The following is an 18487-nucleotide window of genomic DNA, read 5'->3' as shown; positions in this document are numbered from 1 at the left end:
CCAGAGTGTCATGTCGCACCTTCTTGCAGTGACAGCATTATTGAAAGGGATGTCACTCGCGTAAAGCGAGATAAAATTGCCACTTGATGCGTTTTTGGAATCAACATGCGCAAGTTCAGAACCCCAAGCACGGGAGCGCTGCTGGCTTTTGAGGCGGCCGCCCGGCACGAAAGCTTTACCCACGCGGCCCGCGAGCTGTTTCTGACGGAAAGTGCGGTCTCGCGCCAGATTGCCACGCTAGAAACGCAGCTCGGCGTGCGCTTGTTCGTGCGGGCCAAACAGCGTGTGGTGCTCACGCGCGCCGGGCGTCTGTACAGCACGCAAGTACGCCGCACGCTGGAACAACTCGACCGCGACACGCTGTCGATCATGGCGCACGGCAGCGGCGGGGGGTATCTGGAGTTGGCGGTGCTGCCGACGTTCGCGTCGGAATGGTTGATCCCGCGCATGAAGGACTTCAACGAGCGTCATCCGGACGTGCGCGTGAACATGGGCGTGCACACGGACCTGTTCACGTTCGACGAAACCCACTTTGAAGCGGCAATTCACTTCGGCCAGCCAACGTGGCCGGGCACGTCGTCGGACTATCTATTCGGGGAAGAGGTGGTGCCGGTCTGTCGCCCGTCGTTGCTGCGGGGACCAATCAGTACGGCAGCCGATCTGCTGCAATACCCATTGCTGCACTCGACGACACGTCCCTCGGCGTGGACCCGCTGGTTCGCCGAGCAACGCATCGAGGACAACCGTACGGTGCAAGGGCTGCGCTACGAACTGCACACGATGCTGATCGCGGGGGCTGCGGCGGGGCTGGGCATCGCGCTGGTGCCGAAGTTCTTCGTGGAAGCCCAGTTAGGGGCGCTGGACCTCACGATTCCGTTCGATGTGAAAAGCGTGGCCGAGTCGGCCTATTACCTGGTCTACCCGACGGAACTCACGCATGGCCAGCCACTGACGGTGTTCCGTCAATGGCTGCTCACGCAGGCAAGCGCTTACCGTCCGGTGTAGCGTCCCGGGCGGTGCCACGCCACGACCATGGCGCTCATGGCCACGGCCGAGAGCGCCGACCAGCCCACGCGTCCGAGCGGAATGGTGGCGGTCGAGACAAGCAGAATGGTCGCGTCGATACACACCTGCGAAATCCCGGCGTTGATGCCACGACGGCGTTGCAGCCAGAGCGTGACGATCCCGGTGCCGCCCACGCCCGCGCCATGACGCGCCAACGCGAGAATGCCCATGCCGCACAACGTGCCGCCGACGAACGCGGCAAACAGCGGATTGACGAACGCGACGTGGAGGGTCTGCGGCATGGCCGCCAGCGCAAAGGTGATGCCGAAGCTCGCGATGGTGGACTTGAGCGCGAAGCCGGGCCCCATCGTGAAGTACGCGAACAGGAAGAACGGGATGTTCACCAACGTAAATATGGTGCCCACCGGTAGCGGAAAGATATAAGAGGCGAGCAGCGCGATGCCTGCAACACCGCCGGTCACTAACCCGGCAGCTTTGAGCAGCACCAGACCGACCACCACAAATGCCATGCCGATGACCATCGCGTAGATGTCTTCAAGCACGGAGTGCGGCACGCCGATTGTGTCGGTGGCCGCGATGGCGCCAGATATAGCGCCCGATTCGTGTTTCATGATCTGTAAGTCAGGAACAACAAGACGGCGCGTGCGACTCTCCTTGTGTCGTCACGCGCCGCCGATAATTTCCCGCGCCGCTGTCTCGGGCGGCGCGCAGCTTTACTGCCTGTTATGTTTGCTTAAGACTTAACGCGCCATCAGGCAACGTGGTGGACCCAACCCAGCGGATCGGCCACTTTGCCGCGCTGGATACCCGTGAGTTCGTCACGGATGCGCTTGGTCACGGCACCTTCGCCACCGTCGCCGATGGTGAATTCGCCCTTGGCGTGCTTGACCTGACCAATGGCCGTCACCACGGCTGCCGTACCGCATGCGAAGGTTTCCTTCACGCGGCCGCTGGCAGCATCGGCTTGCCATTGTGCAAATTCGTACGGGGTTTCGTTGACGGTCAGGCCGTTGCGGCGGGCCAGTTCGATGATCGACGCGCGGGTGATACCCGGCAAAATCGTGCCCGACAGCGGCGGCGTCTGGAGCGAACCGTCGTCCATCACGAAGAACACGTTCATACCGCCCAGTTCTTCGATCCAACGATGCTGCGCAGCGTCGAGGAACACGACCTGATCGCAACCCTTGCCGCTGGCTTCGGTCTGCGCAATCAGGCTGGCCGCGTAGTTGCCGCCGCACTTGGCTGCGCCGGTACCGCCGGGCGCTGCACGCGTGTACTGGTCGGACACCCACACGGTCACGGCCGACTTGCCGGGCTTGAAGTACGGACCCACCGGGCACGCGATCACGCAGAAGATGTACTCATGCGATGCGCGCACGCCAAGGAAGCTTTCCGAGGCAAACATGAACGGGCGGATATACAGGCTGCTGCCTTCCGTGCCCGGAATCCACGCGCGGTCGATGTCGACGAGCTTTTCCACGGCTTCGAGGAACAGGGCTTCCGGCACCTCGGCCATCGACATACGCTGGGCCGACTCGCGGAAACGCTTGGCGTTCGCCTGCGGGCGGAACAGCGAAATCTTGCCGTCTTCGCCACGGTAGGCCTTCATGCCTTCGAAGATTTCCTGTGCATAGTGCAGCACGGCGCAGGCCGGATCGATCTCGAACGGACGGCGTGCTTCGACCTTGGCGTCATGCCAGCCCGTGCCTTCGGTCCAGCGGATCGTGACCATGTGATCGGTAAATACACGGCCGAACACCGGGTTGGCCAGCTTGGCGGCGATCTGGTCGGCGGGGGTGGGGTTGGCGTGCGGCTCCACGACAAAACGCAGTTGGTTGTCAGCGCTCATGTTTCTTCAGTGTCTCGGCAGAGTTGGCTTGGTCGTCTATGCCGTTAACGTAAACGGCAAGGTGGCGATATTTTCCTCCTTTCGGGGCCTGCCTGTCGACTGAATTCACCGCACGAAGCGTCTCGGCGGGCTTCTCGCGCGCCGGACGCTGGAAATTCTCGCAATTTGGTGGATTTTCGCGATAAATCTGCGAAATTTAGTGGATCGTCGGTGTGCCGATGCCTAACATGGGACGGTAACCACGTACGGTAACAGTGTGTAAAAAAAGGTTTCGGTCACAAGCCGGAAGACGCTCGACATTTAACATCGTGAGCGGATGATGTGAGCCATGGGAGGGAGGACACATGCAATCGACAACGATTCGGATGTTGCGCGCCTATCTGCTCGTGGCCTCGCTAGGGGCCACCTGCATCGACGCTTGCGTGGTAGTCGCCATGCTGGTGTTCGACGTGCCGCAAACCATTTTTGCCACCACTGACTTTCGCCTGGCCATGGCGGCGTCGCTAGCCCTGTTGATTTTCGCCGCGCGCTCGCTTGCTGGTGTGGCATTTCAGGCGGCGCTCAAAAGCCACCACGCAATGCAGGAAGGCGAGCAAGACGGCACCGGAATCGCGCTGCGCGACGACTGTCCGCACCGCCTGCTCGTACTCTTCCACATCAATATCCATCGCCAGCGGCTGACGATGTTGGCGGCTTAGCCCGGCTTGGGTCCGTTCAGGCTGCCTTGTCTTCCACCGGATCGCCCGGACGTGCAGGGCGCTTGAAGGCCAGCCATTCCTGAACTGCGGGATGCGCAAACTGACGGCGGGCGAACTCGACGAGCGCGGGCGGCACCACGTCGTCGTTATAGACCAGACGATTGAGCATCAGCGCCAGATCCACGTCCGCGATACACCACTTCTCGAACAGCGACATCCGGCCATCGGGCAACAAGCTTTGCGCGATGGCGATGAGCTTGCTCGCCGCTGCGTAACCCGCGTCGGAGAGCGGTTCGCGCGTCGGTTCGTAGAAGATCACCTCGGTCGAACGCTCCGCTCGCAACACGGCCAGATCGCTGCGCAGCCACGCTTGCACCTGACGCGCGCGGGCTAGCGCATGCACTTCGGTCGGGTACACGGGGTTCGCAGGGGAGATCGCTTCCAGATACTCGGTGATGGCCGACGACTCGGACAACGTGAAGTCGCCGTGCACCAGCGTGGGTACGCGCCGCGTGAGCGACAGGTCGGCGTAGCCGCTTTCGTGATGCGCCCCGAGCGCGAGATCGACGGTGCGCAATTCGAACGGCAACCCCTTTTCGCGCAGCGTGACGAAGACGGACAAAGCGTACGGGCTCGTGAACTGAGCATCCGCGTAGAGGATGAAGTTGGCGGGGGCAGCGGCTGACACGATGGACTCCTGACGGAAAAGGGACTCGCCTCGGAACGACACGCGACGGCGAAAATCGCGAAGCAAATATCGCCCGCGAGTCCTTATGTTGCCGTACCTGCGGGGTGATAAGCTACTGCACTATTCGATAGCAAGGTGTGAGCCTAATTCACACCTCCATCACCCCGCGCACCCCCTATGAACGCTCCACTCCGTGCCCGTCCGCCATTGGCCAATCTCGAAACCGTGTGCCTTGTTGCACGGCATGGCTCTTTCAGTGCCGCCGCCGAGGCGAGTGGTCTGACGCACGGTGCCATCAGTCGCCGAGTTGCGGCGGTCGAAAACTGGCTCGGCTGCTCACTTTTCGAGCGCCACGCGCGTGGGGTGAGTCTGACGTGCGACGGCCAGCGTTTTCTCGGGCGTGTGGAACATGCCTTCGACGTCATCGATGCCGCCGCCGATCAGTGGCATCAATCGCGCAAGGCCCCGGCGGTGCGTCTGAGCGTGGTGCCGTCGTTCGCCAAGCTCTGGTTGCTCGAACGCTTGCCCGCGCTCGAAGCGGGCGACCCGTTCATCGACATTCAGGTGACCACTGAACATCGCAACGCCGATGTGGGCGCGGGCGAAGTGGACATCGCCATTCGCTATGGCCGGGGCGCATGGGCCAACGTCGACTGGGAACCGCTGCTACCCGAGACGCTATATCCGCTGGCATCGCCTGAAATCGCCGCACGCCTCAAGGGCGCCAGCGTGAGCGATATGCTGGCGTTACCGTTACTGCACGACTCCGATCTCACCGGATGGCGCGCGTGGTGTGGGGAGCAAGGCGTGTCGCTGCGCCCGCGTGCGCGCGACCGTCGCTTCGAAGATTACACGGTCGTGCTCGCTGCCGCCGAAGCCGGACTTGGCCTCGCGTTGGCGCGAACACCGCTCGCCGACGCGTGGCTCAAGCGAAGCCGTCTCGTGCGCGTGTCCGACGTGGAAGTGGAATGCCCGCTGCGCTACAACATCGTGACGGCCAAGCGCGAGAAGCGCCCTGAAGTGCTGGAAGTGATCGCGCGGTTGCAAGCCGCCGTCGCCGCTAGCGGGCACTGAGGTCGAGCGCTGCTAACACTGCGACGCGTCGCGCTAGTCAATCAACGCGCACGCAAATACCACGAACCTACCGCGCCGTTGGCGGGGGTTTCCCGCAATGCGCACGACGGCGCAGGTTGCCTAAAATGCGTCACCGTTTTGGCTAGGATGCACGGCAGGGGATGAACTTGCGCTCGCTCGATCTGAATTTGTTGCTCGTCTTCGAGTCGCTGTTGCGCACGCGCAGCACGACCGTGGCGGCCGAGGAGCTTAACCTCACGCAGTCGGCGGTGAGCAACGCGCTCAAGCGCCTGCGCCTCGCGTTTGGCGATCCGCTGTTCGTGAAAACGCCGCAAGGCATGCTGCCGACCGACCTCGCCCTGCAACTCGCGCAACCGGTCACCGACGGCCTGAGTCTGATTCGTGGCGCCGTCGAAGCCCCGCAAGACTTTGTGCCAGCCAACGCGCAACGCACATTCCGCCTTTACCTGAGCGATATCGGTCAGCTGATCTTCATCCCGAAGCTGATGGCGACGCTGGCGAAAGAAGCGCCGGGGGTGCGTATCGTCACCGTCGACACCACCCCGCGCGAAGCGCAGAACGCCATGGCGATGGGCGATATCGATCTCGCGCTGGGCCTGTTCACACGATTCTCGTCGGGCTTTCACCAGCAACGCCTCTTTCGCGAACACTACGTCGTACTCGTTCGAGACGGGCATCCGGCGGTGCAGGAAAGCCTGAGCGCCGAGGCGTTCTTCAGCGCAGCGCACGCGGTGTATCGCCCCACGGCGGGCAATCACGACGTCTTCGAGACCGCTGTCGAGCAGTGGTTCGCCCACGCGGGCAGGCAGCGTCATGTCGCGCTGCGCATGGCGCATTCCATGGGACTCTCGGCGTTGATCGCAGCAAGCGATCTCGTGGTCTGTGTCCCGACCCGGCTCGGACGCGCGCTCCAGGCCGCTGCCGACCTGCGCACCTACGCGTTGCCGTTCGAGAGCCCTGTGTTCGATATCTCGCAACTCTGGCATGAGCGCTTTCACACTGACGCGGGCCATCGATGGCTGCGCAGCACGATGTTCCGCCTCTTCCACGGCGAAGACTAAGCACACCTACGCTTGATCTGCCGCATTGTCCGCCGCACTGTGTGGCTCGCTGACTCCGCCGCTACCCCCTGTTTCCCGCCAATGCTGCACGCCTGATTCACGGCGTAAATACCCCGCATTTACGCAATTCGTTGGCGTCATATGGCGGCGCTCCTTATCGTGTTCATCACAAACCGGGCGCTTGCCCGCGACACGAACAACATCCGCAGGAGACAGGCGGTGATCAATCTGCACGACATTCGTTACGTGCGGCTGGGCACACGCGACCTCGAAGGTGCCACGCGCTACGCACGCACCATTCTCGGGTTGCAGGAAGTGCGCCGCGAAGCCGGCTACGTGTACCTCCGCAGCGACAGCCGCGACCATTCCGTGTGCTATTTCGAAGGCGATCCGGCCGACCACACCGTGGCGTTCGACATCGTGAGCGATGCGCACTTCGACGCCGCCGCCGCACAGCTTGAAGCGATGCACATCGACTTTCGCCGTGGCACGCGCGACGAATCCGACATGCGCCGCGTGTCCGACTTCCTCACGTTTCGCGACCCCACGGGCAACCAGATCGAGCTCGTGCTACGCGCTGCGCAAACCGGACGCGGCTATCACGGCGAGCGCGATGCCGGTATCGATTCGTTCAGCCACGTGGGGCTGTGCACGACCGATGCGCGCCGCGATGAAGCCTTCTGGACGAGCGTGTGTAATGCGCGCGTGTCCGATCGCATCGGCGACGCGCCATTGCTGCGCATCGACGACGTGCATCACAAAATCGCGCTCTTCCCGGCCAAGCGTGCGGGTATCCAGCACGTGAATTTTCAAGTGAACGGCATCGATGATCTGATGCGCTCGTGGTACTTCCTGCGCGAACAGGGCGTGCCGATTCGCTTCGGCCCGGGGCGTCACCCGACCTCGCACGCAATGTTCCTGTACTTCGCGGGGCCGGACGGCATGGTCTACGAGTACTCCACGGGCGTGCGCAAGATCGCGCCAGAAGACGAAGCGACGTACGTGCCGCGTCAGTTCCCGTTCGATCCGACCGGGTTCTGCATGTGGGGCGCGAAGCCCGAGATTCCGGAATTTTCGGCCTGATGGCCGCGTGCGGCGTGCGCCCCGGAATGTTCGGGCGGCCGCCTACCTAAACGAGGCGGCGACGCCCGGCTTTCCCCATGACACTCAATTTCCAAGCTGCGCCTGTACAGGCGCCTGCCAACACGCGCGCAGATATCGCAGACGCCGACCGCGCCGTGCGGGTGGCCGCTCGCACGCTCGCTCGCGCTGGGCTGGCACACGCCTACGGGCATTGCAGCGTTCGGCTCGACGACGCGCGATTTCTCGTGTGTGCCGCGCGTCCGATGGGCCTGATCGGCGTGGGCGAAGCGGGCACGGTGGTGCCCATCGATGGTCCGTTGCCCGAGGGGGTGCTGGGCGAAGTGCGTTTGCATCAGCAGATTTATCGCCGTCGTCCGGATATCGGTGCCGTAGCGCGCACCATGCCGCCGAAGACGATGTCGCTCTCCACGCTTCGTCGCACACCGCGCGCGTTGCACGGCCCCGGCACCTACTTCGCGCCGGGCGTGCCGCTATGGGACGACCCGCAACTGATTCGCTCCGATGCGCAAGCGCAGGCGGTGATCGACACGATGGGTGACAACGCTGCCGTGGTGATGCGGGGCAACGGCGCGGTGGTCGCCGCCGACACGCTCGAAGCGATGGTGGCCTTCACTTGGTATCTCGAAGACGCTGCACGCGTCGATCTCGACGTGCTCTCCCTCGACGCCGCAATGCCCGCCGCCGTGCTCGACGGCGCCGAATGTGCAGCACGCGCCACGCGTTCGGGCCGAATCATCGAACGCATGTGGGAATACCTCTCGGCAGGCGACCCGGAGCTTCACATGACCCCGACCGCAACCTGAATCGCCCCCCCACCGGCATCGGCCACCAAGAGCGTCGTCCACAGACGCCATGGCCGGTGACGTTAATTCGCCGCATAGGAGACAGACATGGAAATAACCGCTTTGATGAATCGACGGGGCATCACGCCATTTCAATGGCGCGTGATTGCGCTGTGCTTTTTGATCGTGACGCTCGACGGCTTCGACACGGCCGCCATCGGCTACCTGGCCCCGGCCATTCGCAGCGAATGGGCGATGGCGACGACCAGCCTCGGCACGGTCTTCGGTGCTGGCCTCGGTGGTCTGATGCTCGGCTGTTTCATCTTCGGGCCGCTCGCCGACCGCATTGGCCGCAAGCGTGTGCTGATCGTCTCGGTGGTTATGTTCTCGCTGGGCAGCATTGCGTCGGCGTACGTGAATAGCCCGACCGAACTCGCGATCATGCGTTTTATCACCGGTATCGGACTCGGCGGTGCCATGCCTAACGCGATCACGCTCAGCTCGGAATACTGTGCGGAGCGTATTCGTTCGCTGCTGGTCACGGCCACGTTCTGCGGCTTCACGCTGGGCTTTGCGATTGGCGGTGAGATCGTCGCGCAGACGTTGCCGCACATCGGCTGGCGCGGCGTGCTGATCGCGGGTGGCGTGGTGCCGCTGGCGATTGTTCCGGTCCTCATGCGCTGGTTGCCGGAGTCGATGCGCTATCTCGCGGCGCGAGGCGATCGTGGCGATCAACTGCTGGCTATTGCGAAGCAGATCGATCCGACGCTCACGCGCATCGATCCCGAAGCGGCACCGGCGGGGGCCTCCAACTCGGCGGTCGGCGGACTCTTCACGCGACAGTACGTGATCGGGACGTTGCTGCTGTGGGCCACGTATTTCTGCACGTTGTGCGCGTTCTATCTGCTCACGAGCTGGCTGCCGTTGGTGGTCAAAGACTCGGGTTACACGCTGGCAGAAGCCGCACGTATCGGCGCGATGCTGCCGCTGGGCGGCACGGTCGGCGCGGTGATGATCGGCTTTGCGATGGACCGCACCAGCCCGTATCGCGTGCTCGCAGCGTCGTACGTGATGGCAGGCATTGCGCTGTGCATTCTGGGCGCGGTGACGCATCAGTCCGGCTGGTTGATGGTGGTGGTCTTCCTCGCAGGCTTCGGCATCGCCGGATCACAGACGGGCGCCAACGCACTCACGGCGGCCTACTACCCGACGCCTTCGCGTGCCACCGGTGTTGCGTGGGCATTGGGCGTCGGTCGACTGGGTTCAATTCTTGGGTCGAGCTTGGGCGGTGTGTTGATTGCCACCGCGTCGAGTACGGCGCAGGCGTTCCAGATCGTCGCGATTCCTGCCTTTATCGCGGCGGCGCTCATGCTCGTGATGCGTCGGCGAGTGGGGCGTGACGGGGTCGCAACACCCGGCACGGCGAAGCCCGCGGCACGCGCCATCTGATCGACTTCCTCCGATAGCAGTACCCGCCACGCGTGCGTCCCCCGATGCGCGCGTGGCGGTTCTCATCTCACCGGCCGACACAGGCCGGACCACCACAACGCTTCACAGGAGACTTCACCGTGACCCACAAGGTACTGCCCGCGCTCGCGCTGGCCGCCGGTTTCGCGTTGGCGCAAACGCCGGCCATGGCGCAAAGCGTCACGCTCTACGGCATTCTCGACACCGGCGTCGAATACATCTCTCACGCGGGTACTAACAACAGCTCACTCGTTCGCATGCCGGCGAACACCGGCTCGCTGCCCTCGCGTTGGGGCCTGCGCGGCGACGAGGATTTGGGTGGCGGCTTGCATGCCCTGTTCGTGTTGGAGAACGGCTTCAACGTGCGTGCGGGCGATCTGAATCAAGGCGGACGCCTGTTCGGCCGTCAGGCGTGGGTCGGCTTGTCGAATCAATACGGCACGCTGTCGTTCGGGCGTCAGTATTCGATGACGTTCTGGGTGATGAGCGACGCCGACATTCTCGGGCCTGACCTCTACGGCAGCGGCTCGCTCGACAGCTACATCCCGAATGCGCGCAGCGACAACACCGTGGCGTACAAAGGCGTGTTTCAAGGACTGACGGTGGGCGCGACCTATTCGTTCGGACGTGACAGCGGCGGCACCGGCAACTCGCCGGGGCAGGGCACGTGCGCGGGGCAGGTGCCGGGGCAGATGACGAGCTGTCGTCAAGTCTCCGCGATGCTCAAGTACGACACGCCGTGGTTCGGCGTGGCGGGCGCGTGGGACGAGCAACGCGGCGGTGCGGGGGCGGCAGCGAGCTTCTTCAACGGCGCAGCAGCGGTGCCGCTCACCAGTTCTGCCGACAAGGACACGCGCTGGCAGTTGAACGGCTATGCGAAGGGTGGCAACTGGAAGGTGGGGGCGGGCTGGTTGGGGCGTCGTGTGCAGACGGCGTCGGCAGCGGTGGCCGACGTCAATTCCGACATGTTCTACGTGGGGGCGTTGTACCAGTTCACGCCGTCGTTCGCGGTCGATGGCGAAGTGTTCCGCATGCTCAATGCGCGTCAGAACACGCGCGCCACGATGGCGACACTGCGAGGCACATACTTCCTGTCGAAGCGCACGGCGGTCTACACGCAGGTGGGGTATCTCGCTAACAGCGAGCACGCGGCGTATTCCGTGAGTTCGGGCGGTGCGGGCGGGTCGCCCACGCCGGGCACCAATCAGCTCGGCGTGAACGTGGGCATGCGGCACACGTTCTGATGACGTGCGCCGCATGCCCTGCGGCGCGTTTTACAGCAAACCGGCTTCGGCCAGTTGGGCACGGCGCGGGTCGCCCTGACGCGAGAGCATCCAGCCCGGGTACTCGGCGGGCAGGGCGCTCGCAGCGTCGATGGCGGCCAGCTCACGCGCATCGAGCGTGACGCGAGTGGCGGCGATGTTGTCGTCGAGCTGATCGGTACGCTTGGCACCGATGATGACCGTCGAAACTACCGGCTGGTGCAGCAGCCATGCGAGCGCAATCTGTGCGACCGATACGCCCTTCTCCGTGGCGATGCCGCGCATCACGTCGATGACGTCATAAGCGCGTTCTACTTCCACCGGCGGGAAGTCGAAGGCTTGGCGACGGCTGCCCGCTTCTGCCTGCCCGTCACGGGTGTACTTGCCCGAGAGCAAGCCGCCAGCGAGCGGACTCCACACCATGAGGCCCACGTTTTCACTGCGCAGCATCGGCACGATCTCGCGTTCCAGATCGCGTCCGGCTACGGTGTAGTAAGCCTGAAGCGAAGCGAAGCTCGCGAGGTTCAGCCGTGCCGAGATGCCGAGTGCTTTGGTGATTTGCCACGCGGCCCAGTTCGACACGCCGATGTAGCGCACGTAGCCCTGACGAACGAGTGTGTCGAGTGCCGAGAGCGTTTCTTCGATGGGCGTGGCCGGGTCGAAGCCGTGCACCTGATACAGATCGATGTGCTCGAGGCCAGTGCGCTTCAGGCTGGCCTTGATGCCGTCCATGATGTGATAGCGCGACAGACCACGCGAGTTCGTGCTTTGTGCGCCAGTGGCACCGAACACTTTGGTCGCGACCACGACACTGTCGCGAGGCACCTTGAGGTTGCGCAGTGCTTGGCCGGTCAGAATTTCCGACTGACCTTCCGAGTAGACATCGGCGGTGTCGATGAAGTTGATGCCGGCGTCGAGTGCGCGCCCGACGAGGGTGTCGACGTCGTTCTGCTGCAAATGTCCGATCTTGCTCCACAGCTCGCCCTGACCGCCGAAGGTCATCGTGCCGAGGCACAGTTCCGAGACGAAAAGGCCGGTGTTGCCGAGTTTTCTTTGTCGCATTGCATTGCTCCGTTGAAGTCGCCACCCGTTGCGCACAGTCATCGGGGGAGATGACTGTCACGGGATGGGATGCATTATGCGACGCGGGGCATCAGGCAAGCAGTACCTGTTCCTGCACATTTCCTGCCTGATTCTGCAATGGGCATCCGTATGCCCCGAAATGGCGCGAAATATGGCGGTGAGATGGCAGTCAGGGCGATGCAGGCGTGCGGAAATTGCCGGATTCTCCGGATTTCGTGCCCGATCGTGCCGATCCGTCGATGGAGGATCAGGCAAATTCGTCCGGCGGGCGTATGCTGTGCGTCATTGCTGTCTTGCACGGCTTTGCTTGTGGAGCCTTTCGAATGCATCTGGTCAAAACACAACCGCCGGTGGTCCCCGCGAGCGAGTTCGCCGACGATCCGTCGCGTGCGGCGCGAAATGAACTGGTGCGCTTGCTCGAACGCGCGACGCATGGGTTGGAGGGCACGACGCCCACGGCGGTCGAGGGCCTCTTCGTACACCGAATTCTTCATCCGGGCGGGCCGAAGCCAGCATTGCAATTACCGGCGTTCGCGGTAATCGCACAGGGTGCCAAGCGAGTGCAGATTGGCGACGAGAGTTATGCCTACGATCCAATGCACTACATGGTGTCGTCGGTGCACTTGCCAGTGGTGGCGCAAGTGAGCGGCGCGAGCGAGCACGCGCCGTACCTTGGCTTGCGGCTCGATCTGGCGGTGGACGACGTGACGGCACTCATTGGCGACGAGCATTTGCCGCCGCCTGCGCCTGCTGAGAGTGGGCGGGGGATGTACGTCAACCGGCTCGACGCGTTGCTGCTCGATGCTGTGTTGCGTCTACTGCGGTTGCTTGAGACGCCGCGAGATATTCCGATTCTGGCGCCGATGATTCGGCGCGAGATTATTTATCGGTTGCTGATGAATGGGCAGGGTGTGCTGCTGCGGCAGATGGCGTTGCAGGATAGCCAGATGAATCGTGTGGCGCATGCGGTGCGCTGGTTGCGCGAGCATTACACGCAGCCGCTGCGAGTGGAGTCGTTGGCGCAGGAAGTGCACATGAGCGTGTCGTCGCTGCATCACCACTTCAAGCTGGTGACGGCGATGAGTCCGTTGCAGTACCAGAAGCAGTTGCGCTTGCAGGAAGCGCGCCGTCTGATCTTCGCAGCAGACATTGCGGTGGCTGCGGCTGCGCAGGCGGTCGGTTACGAGAGCGCATCACAATTCAGCCGCGAATATGCCCGCGTGTTCGGCGACGCGCCGCTGCGCGATAAACGGAAATGGTTGCAGGAGGGCGATGCTGGGGCAGGGGCACGCTGACGTTCGGATCGCAGCGGGCTGAGCATCCCGAAGTCTCCTGATATTAGTTTTCTCAATGCCTGCGCACAGTGCGTAAGGATTCCTCAATGAAACAAAGTGGAAAACCTTCCATCCCACAGGAATAGGTGTCGTAGGTCAGCACCAGAAACATATGGGAGGTTTTCGATGGCGATGATCGTGGCAGGCCGTTTCACGACGTTCGATCAGGCGAATCTGGTGGCGCGCCGGTTGTACGACCGGGCGTTTCGGCCGACGGATGTTTCGGTTTTCTTTCTGAACCCAACCGGACAGCACGCAACGTTTCCAACGGGGGGCGATGTCAATGCCGATGCAGCGGCACGCCCCGCGGGTAAGGGCGCGGCGCCGGGTGTCATTGCAGGCGGTGCCTTCGGGCTGGCCGTGGGTGCGTTGCTGTTCGTGATCGTGTGGCGATTCTGGCTCGTGCCGGTCGTGGGCATGATGGCCGGGGCGTATCTAGGCGCGTTTCTTGGCGCGCTGCGCCGTCTGCGCGGACGTGAGCGCGTCTCGGCGGCGCAGGCGGGTATGCGCGATGCAGGCGTGATGCTGGCCACGCACGTGAGCGAATCCACCGCAGACACGGCGATCTCGGTATTGCGAGATGCGGGCGCCGCGGCGATTGAACAAGCGAACGGTGTTTGGGAGGACGGCGAGTGGCGCGACTTCGACCCGCGTCAGCGTGGGCGGAGTGCTGCGGCAACCGATGGCCCGGGTGAGCCGACTGTCGGCGTGGCGGCCAACGATCATTCGACGTCGCCCGCAGCGCCGCGTGGTCGGCCCCGTCGCACCGATTGGCTGTAAATGAATCCGTGTATGCTTGATCGACCTACCTCGCAGGAGGCTTGCCATGTTGTCGATTCACACCGGTTTCGTTGTTTGTCCGACCTGCAAAGCCCGCTTTTCCGTCGCCGCGAGCGAGCCGACGGTGCAGGCCCTCCACGATTATCTCCACTCCGACGCGCAGGTGAAATGCCCCACCTGTGACACCGTATTTACGACGGGAAGTGCGAAAAGCAGCATCGAATTCGAACCCGTCAACGACGGCGTAACCCTCACGCCGTCTCCCGAGCGGAGCATCGACGGGCTCGATAATCACTGACGCGTATCAGGCAGACTGCTCCGCCATCACAGAGGCGTCATCACCGCTTCACCGGCCTGATAACGACGCGTGTTCTCGATGAACATGGCGATCGTGGCGGCTTCCGCTTCCGGCGAGCGACCCGCCACGTGCGGGCTCAGCACGATGTTTTGCAAGTCGATGAGTGCCTTGGGCGGTGACGGCTCGCCCTCGTACACATCGAGACCGGCACCGGCAATGGTGCCGTCGCTTAGCGCCTGCGCGAGCGCTGCCGTATCCACGGCGCTGCCACGTCCAAGATTCACGAGGAAGCCGTGCTTGCCAAGCGCACGCAACACGTCGGCATTCACCATGTGATGCGTTTCCGCGCCGCCCGGCGCGGTCACCACAAGATAGTCGGCCCACTCGGCCAGCGCGATCACGTTATCGAAATACTGATAATGCGCAGGCACGTCGTCACGACGCTTGCGGTTGCGATAACCGATCTGCATATCGAAGCCTTCGCCACGCTTGGCGAACTGCTTACCCACTGCACCCAATCCCACAATGCCGAGCTTCTTGCCCGATACGCCCGGCTGCATCGGCAGCGCGTCGCGCCATACACCTTTGCGGCAAGCCGCATCGTACTCGGGGATGCGGCGCACCGCCGCCAGCAACAACGCGAAGCCTTGATCGGCCACCGTCGGCGCGTTGGCCCCGGCACCGTTCACGGCGACGATCTTGCGTGCGTGCAACGCGTCGAGGTCGAGGTTTTCATAACCAGCACCCAATGCACTCACGAGTTCCACGTTCGGCAGATGCACCAACTCGGCAGCACTCATGCCACGCGAGCCATTGGTGAGCACGAAGCGAGCGCGGGCACCTTCGTCACCCCAACCTTCGGGCGTAGCGTGATGGCTCGGACGGTAGATCACATCGAAATGGGTTTGCAGTTCTAACAACTGCTCAGGATGCATCGGGATAAGGACCAGCAGTGGGGGCAGCGACACCTTCAATCTCCGGCGGTAGGGTGAAATAGTGCAACGACAGCCGCTACTTTATTCCTATCCACGACGGTTTGCGCATCGCAGCATCGCTAAGCCGCGCATCTTCACGCAAATGTGTCGCCATAAACGCAGACGGGCGCCTGAAGCTTCAAGTCACTCGAAGTTTCAGGCGCCCGTGATGGCTTCCCGTTTCGCTACCTACAACGCCAGCAGTAGCGATAAGGTCTCAGCAATCGCCACCTATTCAGGCAGGGGCTCGCATCGCCAGTGCCGCTTCGCGATGACGCAAACGGCCCAAGGTCAGCATGGTCACACCGGCCAACACGGCAGGCACACCGATAGCGGCGAAGAGCGCGGGCATCGACCAGCCCATCGCCAGCATCGACGCACCACCGACCGACCCGACCACCGACCCCAGCCGCCCGACACCGTTCGCCCAGCTCACACCCGTTGCGCGGCAATCCGTCGGATAGAACTCTGCCGACAATGCATTGGCGCCGACTTGACCACCCGAGACGCAAAAGCCCGCCCAGAACACGGCAACCGACGCGAGCACCGGCGAACTCGCCAGCGGCCCGACCGCCGCAATGCAGACACCCGCGAGCGCATAAGCCCCTGCCAGCACATAGTGCGGATTGAAGCGGTCCATGAGCCAGCCCAGCACAATCGCGCCGAGCGTGCCGCCGACCTGAAACATTGCCGTGACGATGGCCGCATTACGCAGCGTCAGACCGTTCGTGCGCAACAGCGTCGGCAACCAGCTAGAGAGCAGATAAATCACCAACAGGCTCATGAAGAACGTGAGCCAGAACAGCAGCGTGCCGCGTAACAACGCGGGATTGAACAGATGCCCCACCGGCGACGTGGTCGACGGCTTCGTCGCCACATTGAACGTCGCGCCCCGCAGGTCCTCGTTCGGCGCAATACGTTGCAACGACGCCGCAATACGCTCCGGTGCTTTGCCCGCCATCACGAGATAACGCACAGACTCCGGCAGCGCACGCACCAACACCGCGCCGAGCACGAGCGGCATCACGCCGCCCACGATCAGCACCGAGCGCCAGCCGAACGCTTCGATCAGCCCGGCCGACGCCAGCCCGCCAAATGCCGAACCCAGCGTGAAGCCGCAGAACATCGTCGTCACGAGAAACGACCGGCGCGACTCGGGGCAGTATTCCGACGTCAGCGTAATGGCGTTCGGCATGGCGCCGCCCAGACCCAACCCGGTCAGAAACCGCAAGGCGATCAGTTGCCACAACTCCATCGACCATGCCGAGGCGAGACTGGCCAGCCCGAAGAACAGCACCGAGAAGATAAGAATCGTCTTGCGGCCGAACTTATCGGCGAGCGGCCCGAACAGGAACGCGCCCGCCATCAACCCGGCGAGCCCCGCGCCAAACAGCGGTGCAAGATGCGCGGGCGTGAGCGACCACTCGGCGCGAATGGCAGGCGCAATGAAGCCGATTGCCGCCGTGTCGAAGCCGTCAATGGCGACGATCAAAAAACACAGGACGACGATCATCACCTGAAACGGCGAGATGCGATGCCGATCGATGAACGCAGTGACGTTGATGGGACTGGCTGGCATGGGGTGTCTCCTCGAAGGTGCCAGAAGCGTCGGGGCAAACCTGCCGCCGACGCGAATGCATCGCGCGCTTATTCGTTTGCTTATTCGTGTGCTTATTCGCGCAATTTGTTGTTTTGTGAACGGTGCTGCGGTTCGGCTTGCGGGGGCGTCGCCGATATGTCAGCTACGTCGATCACGCGTCGCGCAACCAAGGTGTTTGCGACAGGCAGTTCTCCGCGCGCCAGCCGTGCAGCCATTGCAGGGCGTCGTAGAACTGCGTCTGCGTGCGGCCTTTCCAGAGCGAATTCCGCACCCAGCGATCCACACCCTTGGCGTGATACACGCGGCCCATATCGCGCGCGCCGTACAGCACGCGTGCGGTGCGCGGAATGCGCGCGTATTCGTAGCGGCGGAACGCATCGACGAAGTCGCCCTTGGCGGCTTCGTACGCGGCGCCGAGCGTGACGGCATCTTCGAGTGCCTGACACGCCCCCTGCGCGATGTACTGCGTCATCGGGTGTGCGGCGTCGCCGAGGATGGTGGCGCGCCCGAAGCTCCATTGTTCAACCGGGTCACGATCGGCCGTGGCCCAACGTCGCCACGACGTCGGGCGGTCGAGCATCTGATGCGGCAGCGGATCGATCCCTTTGAAGTACGACAGCACTTCTTCCTTGCTGCCATCGCGCACGCCCCAAACTTCCTGCTCGCGGCTGTGGAACGTCACCACGAGGTTGTATTGCTTGCCGCCGCGCAGCGGGTAGTGCACCAAGTGGCAGTGCGGGCCTGCCCACACTACCGGCGCATTGACCTGCAAGTCCTTCGGCATGTTCTCGACATCGACCACCGCGCGATACACCACGTGGCCGGTCACACGCGGCTCGTCGCCGATGAGCGCGTCACGCACGGCAGACTTCACGCCATCACAGCCGATCACGGCATCGGCCGTATGACGCTCGTCATGCTGGTCGATCACCGTGACACCGCTGTCGTCCTGCTCCAGCGAAACAACGCGCGTGGCCGTCTTGAACTGAATCAGCGGATTGCGCTGCACGGCTTCCAGAATCGAGAGGTGAATGTCGGCGCGGTGAATCACAGCGTACGGGTTACCGAAGCGCTCGCGATACGGTGCGCCGACGTCGACTTCCGCAATGACGCTTCGGTCGATAGCGTCGCGCAGCGTGATGTGATCGGTGAACACCGAGCGTGCGCGCGCGGCGTCGCCGACGCCCAACGCGTCGAGCGCGGCAAACGCGTTGGCGGCAAGCTGGATGCCCGCGCCAATCTCGCCGATGGTCTCGGCTTGTTCGAGCAGTTCGATGCGCACGCCCTGATTCGCGAGGGCGAGCGCAGCGGCCAGACCGCCGATACCGCCGCCGACGACGAGTGCTTTCGGTTGATGGGGTTGTGTCATGTTTTGTCTCCTACTAC

The 18487-nt window shown here is 63.3% G+C and carries 18 protein-coding genes; 11 read left to right on the top strand and 7 right to left on the bottom strand.

Features of this window, described 5'->3' with window-relative positions:
* Positions 1–105 precede the first annotated feature (105 nt).
* Positions 106–1005, top strand: a complete 900-nt coding sequence (locus ACPWR9_RS01845) for a LysR substrate-binding domain-containing protein (protein WP_426312633.1) — start codon at positions 106–108, stop codon at positions 1003–1005.
* Here the strand turns inward: ACPWR9_RS01845 and ACPWR9_RS01840 are convergent.
* Entirely contained in the window at positions 990–1637 is a 648-nt protein-coding gene (locus tag ACPWR9_RS01840) for a YitT family protein (protein ID WP_426312632.1), read from the bottom strand. The genes ACPWR9_RS01845 and ACPWR9_RS01840 overlap by 16 nt on opposite strands.
* A gap of 140 nt (positions 1638–1777) precedes the next feature.
* A complete protein-coding gene (locus tag ACPWR9_RS01835) occupies positions 1778–2875 on the bottom strand; it encodes a branched-chain amino acid aminotransferase (protein WP_426312631.1) in 1098 nt (365 codons plus the stop codon).
* A gap of 344 nt (positions 2876–3219) precedes the next feature.
* On the opposite strand from ACPWR9_RS01835, the gene ACPWR9_RS01830 reads away from it, so the two are divergent.
* Positions 3220–3573 (top strand): hypothetical protein, encoded by a 354-nt coding sequence (locus ACPWR9_RS01830; protein WP_426312630.1) that lies wholly within the window; start codon positions 3220–3222, stop codon positions 3571–3573.
* Positions 3574–3589: 16 nt separating this feature from the next.
* Here the strand turns inward: ACPWR9_RS01830 and yfcF are convergent, their stop codons facing one another.
* Complete coding sequence (gene yfcF / locus ACPWR9_RS01825; protein WP_426312629.1) at positions 3590–4261, bottom strand: glutathione transferase; 672 nt, start codon at positions 4259–4261, stop codon at positions 3590–3592.
* A gap of 177 nt (positions 4262–4438) precedes the next feature.
* Between yfcF and ACPWR9_RS01820 the strand changes: the two genes are divergently transcribed.
* From ACPWR9_RS01820 to ACPWR9_RS01795, 6 genes are all read left to right on the top strand, one after another.
* Positions 4439–5335, top strand: coding sequence for a LysR substrate-binding domain-containing protein (locus ACPWR9_RS01820; RefSeq protein ID WP_426312628.1), 897 nt, complete (start codon positions 4439–4441; stop codon positions 5333–5335).
* Positions 5336–5496: 161 nt separating this feature from the next.
* Positions 5497–6417 (top strand): LysR family transcriptional regulator, encoded by a 921-nt coding sequence (locus ACPWR9_RS01815; protein ID WP_426312626.1) that lies wholly within the window; start codon positions 5497–5499, stop codon positions 6415–6417.
* 219 nt (positions 6418–6636) lie between these two features.
* Entirely contained in the window at positions 6637–7500 is an 864-nt protein-coding gene (locus ACPWR9_RS01810) for a VOC family protein (protein WP_426312860.1), read from the top strand.
* Between the two features lie 77 nt (positions 7501–7577).
* Positions 7578–8324, top strand: a complete 747-nt coding sequence (locus tag ACPWR9_RS01805) for a class II aldolase/adducin family protein (protein ID WP_426312625.1) — start codon at positions 7578–7580, stop codon at positions 8322–8324.
* A gap of 87 nt (positions 8325–8411) precedes the next feature.
* On the top strand, positions 8412–9752 hold the full coding sequence (locus ACPWR9_RS01800; protein ID WP_426312624.1) for an MFS transporter: 1341 nt from the start codon (positions 8412–8414) through the stop codon (positions 9750–9752).
* Between the two features lie 119 nt (positions 9753–9871).
* On the top strand, positions 9872–11014 hold the full coding sequence (locus ACPWR9_RS01795) for a porin (RefSeq protein WP_426312623.1): 1143 nt from the start codon (positions 9872–9874) through the stop codon (positions 11012–11014).
* Positions 11015–11044: 30 nt separating this feature from the next.
* Here ACPWR9_RS01795 and ACPWR9_RS01790 read toward each other — a convergent pair whose 3' ends face one another.
* Positions 11045–12094 (bottom strand): aldo/keto reductase, encoded by a 1050-nt coding sequence (locus tag ACPWR9_RS01790; protein ID WP_426312622.1) that lies wholly within the window; start codon positions 12092–12094, stop codon positions 11045–11047.
* Between the two features lie 344 nt (positions 12095–12438).
* Between ACPWR9_RS01790 and ACPWR9_RS01785 the strand changes: the two genes are divergently transcribed.
* The 3 genes from ACPWR9_RS01785 to ACPWR9_RS01775 all read left to right on the top strand — a co-directional run bounded on the left by ACPWR9_RS01785 (position 12439) and on the right by ACPWR9_RS01775 (position 14527).
* Positions 12439–13410 (top strand): AraC family transcriptional regulator N-terminal domain-containing protein, encoded by a 972-nt coding sequence (locus ACPWR9_RS01785; RefSeq protein ID WP_426312621.1) that lies wholly within the window; start codon positions 12439–12441, stop codon positions 13408–13410.
* A 165-nt stretch (positions 13411–13575) separates the two neighbouring features.
* A complete protein-coding gene (locus ACPWR9_RS01780; RefSeq protein ID WP_426312619.1) occupies positions 13576–14229 on the top strand; it encodes a hypothetical protein in 654 nt (217 codons plus the stop codon).
* 46 nt (positions 14230–14275) lie between these two features.
* Positions 14276–14527: a hypothetical protein gene (locus ACPWR9_RS01775; protein WP_426312618.1), complete on the top strand. Its 252-nt coding sequence runs from the start codon at positions 14276–14278 to the stop codon at positions 14525–14527.
* Between the two features lie 26 nt (positions 14528–14553).
* On the opposite strand, the gene ACPWR9_RS01770 is transcribed toward ACPWR9_RS01775, so the two are convergent.
* The 3 genes from ACPWR9_RS01770 to ACPWR9_RS01760 all read right to left on the bottom strand — a co-directional run bounded on the left by ACPWR9_RS01770 (position 14554) and on the right by ACPWR9_RS01760 (position 18470).
* A complete protein-coding gene (locus tag ACPWR9_RS01770) occupies positions 14554–15495 on the bottom strand; it encodes a 2-hydroxyacid dehydrogenase (protein ID WP_426312617.1) in 942 nt (313 codons plus the stop codon).
* A 241-nt stretch (positions 15496–15736) separates the two neighbouring features.
* Positions 15737–17080 (bottom strand): MFS transporter, encoded by a 1344-nt coding sequence (locus tag ACPWR9_RS01765; RefSeq protein WP_426312615.1) that lies wholly within the window; start codon positions 17078–17080, stop codon positions 15737–15739.
* A gap of 172 nt (positions 17081–17252) precedes the next feature.
* The gene (locus ACPWR9_RS01760; protein ID WP_426312614.1) at positions 17253–18470 is read right to left on the bottom strand and encodes a 3-hydroxybenzoate 6-monooxygenase; all 1218 of its coding nucleotides are present in this window, start codon (positions 18468–18470) and stop codon (positions 17253–17255) included.
* Positions 18471–18487: the final 17 nt, after the last annotated feature.

Origin of the sequence: Pandoraea pneumonica, assembly GCF_049918595.1 — a bacterium.
Classification (GTDB): domain Bacteria; phylum Pseudomonadota; class Gammaproteobacteria; order Burkholderiales; family Burkholderiaceae; genus Pandoraea; species Pandoraea pneumonica_A.
Note: the sequence above shows the minus strand (reverse complement) of the source record. Positions and strands in the feature narration are given on the sequence as shown.